Source organism: Streptosporangium sp. NPDC050855 (genome assembly GCF_044456585.1).
Classification (GTDB): Bacteria; Actinomycetota; Actinomycetes; order Streptosporangiales; family Streptosporangiaceae; genus Streptosporangium; species Streptosporangium longisporum.
Window position 1 is genome coordinate 1 of the sequence record NZ_JBITFY010000056.1, and the last position, 4736, is coordinate 4736.

Annotated in this window: 2 protein-coding genes; both read right to left on the reverse strand. The window is 73.9% G+C overall.

Annotated features, from left to right (window positions below):
- The coding region (locus ACIBCT_RS40445) for a type I polyketide synthase (RefSeq protein WP_399197358.1) at positions 1–1625 on the reverse strand (1625 nt) is incomplete at its 3' end.
- A gap of 45 nt (positions 1626–1670) precedes the next feature.
- Positions 1671–4709 carry an SDR family NAD(P)-dependent oxidoreductase gene (locus ACIBCT_RS40450; RefSeq protein ID WP_399197359.1) on the reverse strand — a complete coding sequence of 1013 codons (3039 nt, stop codon included), beginning with the start codon at positions 4707–4709 and terminating at the stop codon, positions 1671–1673.
- Positions 4710–4736: the final 27 nt, after the last annotated feature.

Genomic DNA, 4736 nt, shown 5'->3' on the forward strand with positions numbered 1-4736 from the left:
GCCACCACCCCCGCACGATCGGCACCCACCACCACACCACGGTGATCGAACCCCGCCCGCGTCACCACCAGCGAATACCCCACATCCACCAGCCCTGCGGCATCCCGGGTGGACAGGAACTCCGCCAGCCGTCCGGCCTGGGCCCGCACCCCCTCCTCGCCACGGCCCGACACCACGACCGGCACCGGAAGGCCGGGGGGCGGCTCGACGGCCGGGACGTCGGAGGCGACCTCGACGTCGGCGGGGGCCTGCTCGACGATGACGTGCGCGTTGGTGCCGCTGATGCCGAAGCCGGAGATCCCGATGCGGCGCGGGTGGTCGTTCTGCGGCAGCTCGACCGGCTCGGTCAGCAGCGAGACCGCGCCGGCCGACCAGTCCACGTGCGAGGTGGGGGCGTCCACGTGCAGCGTCCTGGGCAGTACGCCGTGCCGGAGGGCCATGACCACCTTGATGACGCTCGCCACGCCGGCGGCGGCCTGGGTGTGGCCGATGTTGGACTTCACCGACCCGAGCCAGAGCGGCCGGTCGGCGGGCCGGTCCTGGCCGTAGACGGCCAGCAGCGCCTGGGCCTCGATCGGGTCGCCCAGCATGGTGCCCGTCCCGTGCGCCTCGACGGCGTCCACGTCGGAGGGGACCAGCTCGGAGTTGACCAGGGCCTGGCGGATGACGCGCTGCTGGGAGGGGCCGTTGGGCGCGGACAGGCCGTTGCTGGCGCCGTCCTGGTTGACCGCGCCGCCCCGCACCACCGCGAGCACCGGGTGGCCGTTGCGTCGGGCGTCCGAGAGCCGCTCCAGCAGCACCAGGCCGATGCCCTCGGAGAAGGCGGTGCCGTCCGCGGCCTCGGCGAAGGCCTTGCAGCGGCTGTCGGGGGCCAGGCCCCGCTGGCGGCTGAACTCCACGAAGATCTCGGGGGTGAAGATGATGGTGACGCCGCCGGCGATGGCCATGGCGCACTCGTCCCTGCGCAGGGACTCGCAGGCCATCTGCAGGGTCACCAGGGAGGACGAGCAGGCCGTGTCGGTGGTGATCGCGGGCCCTTCGAGGCCGAGCGTGTAGGAGATCCGGCCCGACATGACGGCGGTGGAGGTGCCCGTCAGCAGGTGGCCCTCGACACCGGCGGGGAAGGTGCCCTGTCCCACGCCGTACCCGCTGGAGGCGGCGCCGACGAACACGCCCGTCCGGCTGCCCTTCATCGTGGCGGGGTCGATCCCGGCGCGCTCCAGCAGCTCCCAGGAGGTCTCCAGCAGCAGCCGCTGCTGCGGGTCGGACGCCAGCGCCTCGCGCGGGCTCATCCCGAAGAAGTCCGCGTCGAACCCGCCGGCGTCCTGGACGAAACCGCCCTCGCGGGCGTAGGTGGTACCGGGCGTCTCCGGGTCGGGGTCGTAGAGCCGGTCCAGGTCCCAGCCGCGGTCCTCGGGGAAGCCGGACATGGCGTCCCTGCCCTCGTCGACCAGCCGCCAGAGTTGTTCTGGGCTGTTCACCCCGCCGGGGAGGCGGCAGCTCATGGCCACGATCGCGATGGGTTCACGCTGCCTGGCCTCGGTGTCGCGCAGGCGGCGGCGGGCGTGCTGCAGGTCTGCGGTGGCGCGCTTGAGGTAGTCACGCAACTTGTCGTCATTCGCCATGGGACGTCAACCAGCCTCGGTGCAGTAGGGATTCGTCAGGGGGGTTCAGGAGGTGCCGAGTTCCTCGTCGAGGACCGCGAAGAGCTCGTCGTCCGTGACCGACTCGAAGTCCTGCTCCGGCTCGGTCTCCACCGGGCCGCCGTGCGTGTCGTCCCACTTGCGGACCAGCGCCCGCAGCCGGGCGGTGATCGTGGCGTGGTCTGCGGTGTCCGCCGCGTACAGGGCGCTCTCCAGCCGGTCCACCTCGGCGAGCAGTGCCGCGGAGGGGTCGGCGGCGGCGGGGGCGATCTCGTCCCTGATGTGGCCGGCGAGCACGGTCGGGTTGGGGTGGTCGAAGACGAGCGTGGTGGACAGCCGCAGCCCGGTGGCGGCGTTGAGCCGGTTGCGCAGCTCGACGGCGGTGAGCGAGTCGAAGCCCAGCTCCTTGAACGCCCGTTCCGGCTCCACCGCGTCCAGGCTCGCGTGCCCGAGCACCCCGGCCGCCTCGGCGCAGACGAGGCGTACCAGGAAGGTCAGCTGCTCGTCCGCGGTCAGGCTCGCCAGCCGGTCCTCCAGCGCGGACGCGGTGGGGGCGGCGCCGGCGGCCCCGGCGGCCCGCACGACCCGGCGGGCCGGGGAGTGGACGAGGCCGCGCAGCAGCGCCGGTGGGGTGCCGGTGCCGGTGCGCATCGCCGCCAGGTCGAGGTGGATGGGCACCAGCAGTGCCTCGTCCACCGCGCGGGCGGCGTCGAACAGCGCCAGTCCCTCCTCGGACGTCAGCCCGACCAGTCCGGAGCGGGCCATCCGCTCGACCTCGGCGTCGCCGAGGTGGCCGGTCATGTCGCTGCGCTGGTTCCAGAAGCCCCAGGCCAGCGAGACCGCGGGCAGGCCGTCGGCCCTGCGGTGCGCGGCCAGCGCGTCCAGGAACGCGTTGGCCGCGGCGTACCCGGCCTGGCCGGATCCGTCCAGCACCGCGGCGGCCGAGGAGAAGAGCACGAACGCCGACAGGTCCATCTCCCTGGTCAGCTCGTGCAGGTTCCAGGCCGCGTCCACCTTGGGACGCAACACCGCCCCCACCCGCTCGGCCGTCAACGTCTCGACGATCCCGTCGTCCAGCACCCCCGCCGTGTGCACCACCCCCGACAGCGGACGATCGGCCGGGATCGACGCCAGCAGCCGCGCCAGCGCCTGCCGATCGGCCACGTCACAGGCCTGCACCCGCACCCGCGCACCCGCCTCGGCCAGCTCGTGCTCCAGCTCCGCCATCCCCGCCGCCGCACGGCCACGACGACTGGTCAACACCAGATCCCGCACCCCGTGCACCCGCACCAGATGCCGCGCCACCAAAGCACCCAGCGTGCCCGCACCGGTCACCAGCACCGTGCCACCCGGACCGAACGTCTGCGGCATCCGCAACACGACCTTGCCCACATGACGGGCCTGCGACAGGAACCGGAACGCCTCCGGCGCCCGGCGCACGTCCCACGAACGCACCGGCAACTGCCGCAACACCCCACGGCCGAACAGCTCCAGCACCTCCTCCAGCATGCCGTGGATGTGGTCGGGGCCGGAGTCGATGAGGTCGAAGGCCGCGTACTCGACGCCGGGGTAGGTGTTCGCGATCTCGGTGGCGTCACGGATGTCGGTCTTGCCCATCTCGACGAACCGGCCGCCGCGGGGCAGCAGCCGCAGGGAGGCGTCCACGAACTCGCGCGCCAGCGAGTTCAGCACCACGTCCACCCCGCGCCCGCCACTGGCCTGCGCGAAGTAGCCCTCGAAGTCCAGGTCCCGCGAGGAGGAGATCCGCTCGTCCGGAACCCCCAGCGAGCGCAGCACCTCCCACTTGGCCGGCGACGCGGTCGCGTACACCTGCGCGCCGAAGTGGTGGGCGAGCTGGATCGCGGCCATGCCCACACCACCGGCACCGGCGTGCACCAGCACCGACTCTCCCGCTTCCAGCCGCGCCACGTACCTGAGGCCGTGGTAGGCCGTCAGGAACACGCCGGGCACGGAGGCGGCCTGCTCGAACGTCCAGCCCTCGGGCATCGGGGCCAGCAGCCGCCGGTCGGTCACCCCGACCGGGCCGAACGCCCCGTCCAGCAGACCCGTCACCCGGTCGCCCGGGGCCAGGTCGTCCACCTCGGAGCCGACCTCCAGCACCACGCCGGACGCCTCGCCTCCCATGGGCACTTCGCGTTCGGGGACCATGCCGAGCGCCACGACGACGTCGCGGAAGTTCATCCCGGCGGCGCGGACGGAGACCCGCACCTCCCGCGGGCCCAGCTCCCGGCCCGTCTCGGGGGCGGCGACCAGTGCCAGGTCCGACAGGCTGCCCTTGACCGGCGCGTCCAGCCGCCAATGCGCCGTCCCCGCGGGCGGCACCAGACCACCGCCACCGGTGGCCGCCCGCGCCAGGCGGGGCACCCACAGGGCTCCCTCCCGTACGGCGAGCTGGGGCTCGTCCGGAACGGTGGCGGCCTCCAGGACGGTGCCGGGCACGGCCCGGTCGTCCAGGTCGACCAGCACGACGCGGCCGGGGTTCTCCGACTGGGCGGCGCGCAGCAGGCCCAGCGCGGCGGCACCGGCCAGGTCGGTGACGTCCTGGCCGTTCACGGCCGCGGCGCCCCGGGTGACCACGACGAGGCGGGCCGTGGCGAACCGCCCGTCGGTCAGCCACTCCTGGACCAGCTCCAGCGCCCGGCACGTCGCCGTCCGGACCTCGTCCGGGGTCGCGTCACCTCCGGTGTTCCCGGTGTTCTGGGCGGCCTCGGCGTTCTGGGCTGCGGGTCCGTCCGGGGATCCGGTGAGGGAGGTGAACACCAGCTCCGGGATCTCTCCCGCCGCGGCCAGCTCCGCGAGCTCCGTCACGTCAGCGCCCGCGCCGCGCAGCGCGCCGGCCAGGCCGAGCGTGTCGGTGCCGAGCACCGCGTACCGGCGTCCCGCGGGGATCTCGACGGGCGGCAGTGCCGTCCAGTCCACCCGGAACAGCAGGTCGCGGTGGGCGTCCGGGAGGGCGAGCAGGCCGTCCGGCGGGAGGGGGCGGGAGATCAGGGAGCCGATCGTGGCCACCGGAGCACCCGCCGAATCCGCCACCTGCAACGACACCGCACCCACACCCTGCGACCACAACCG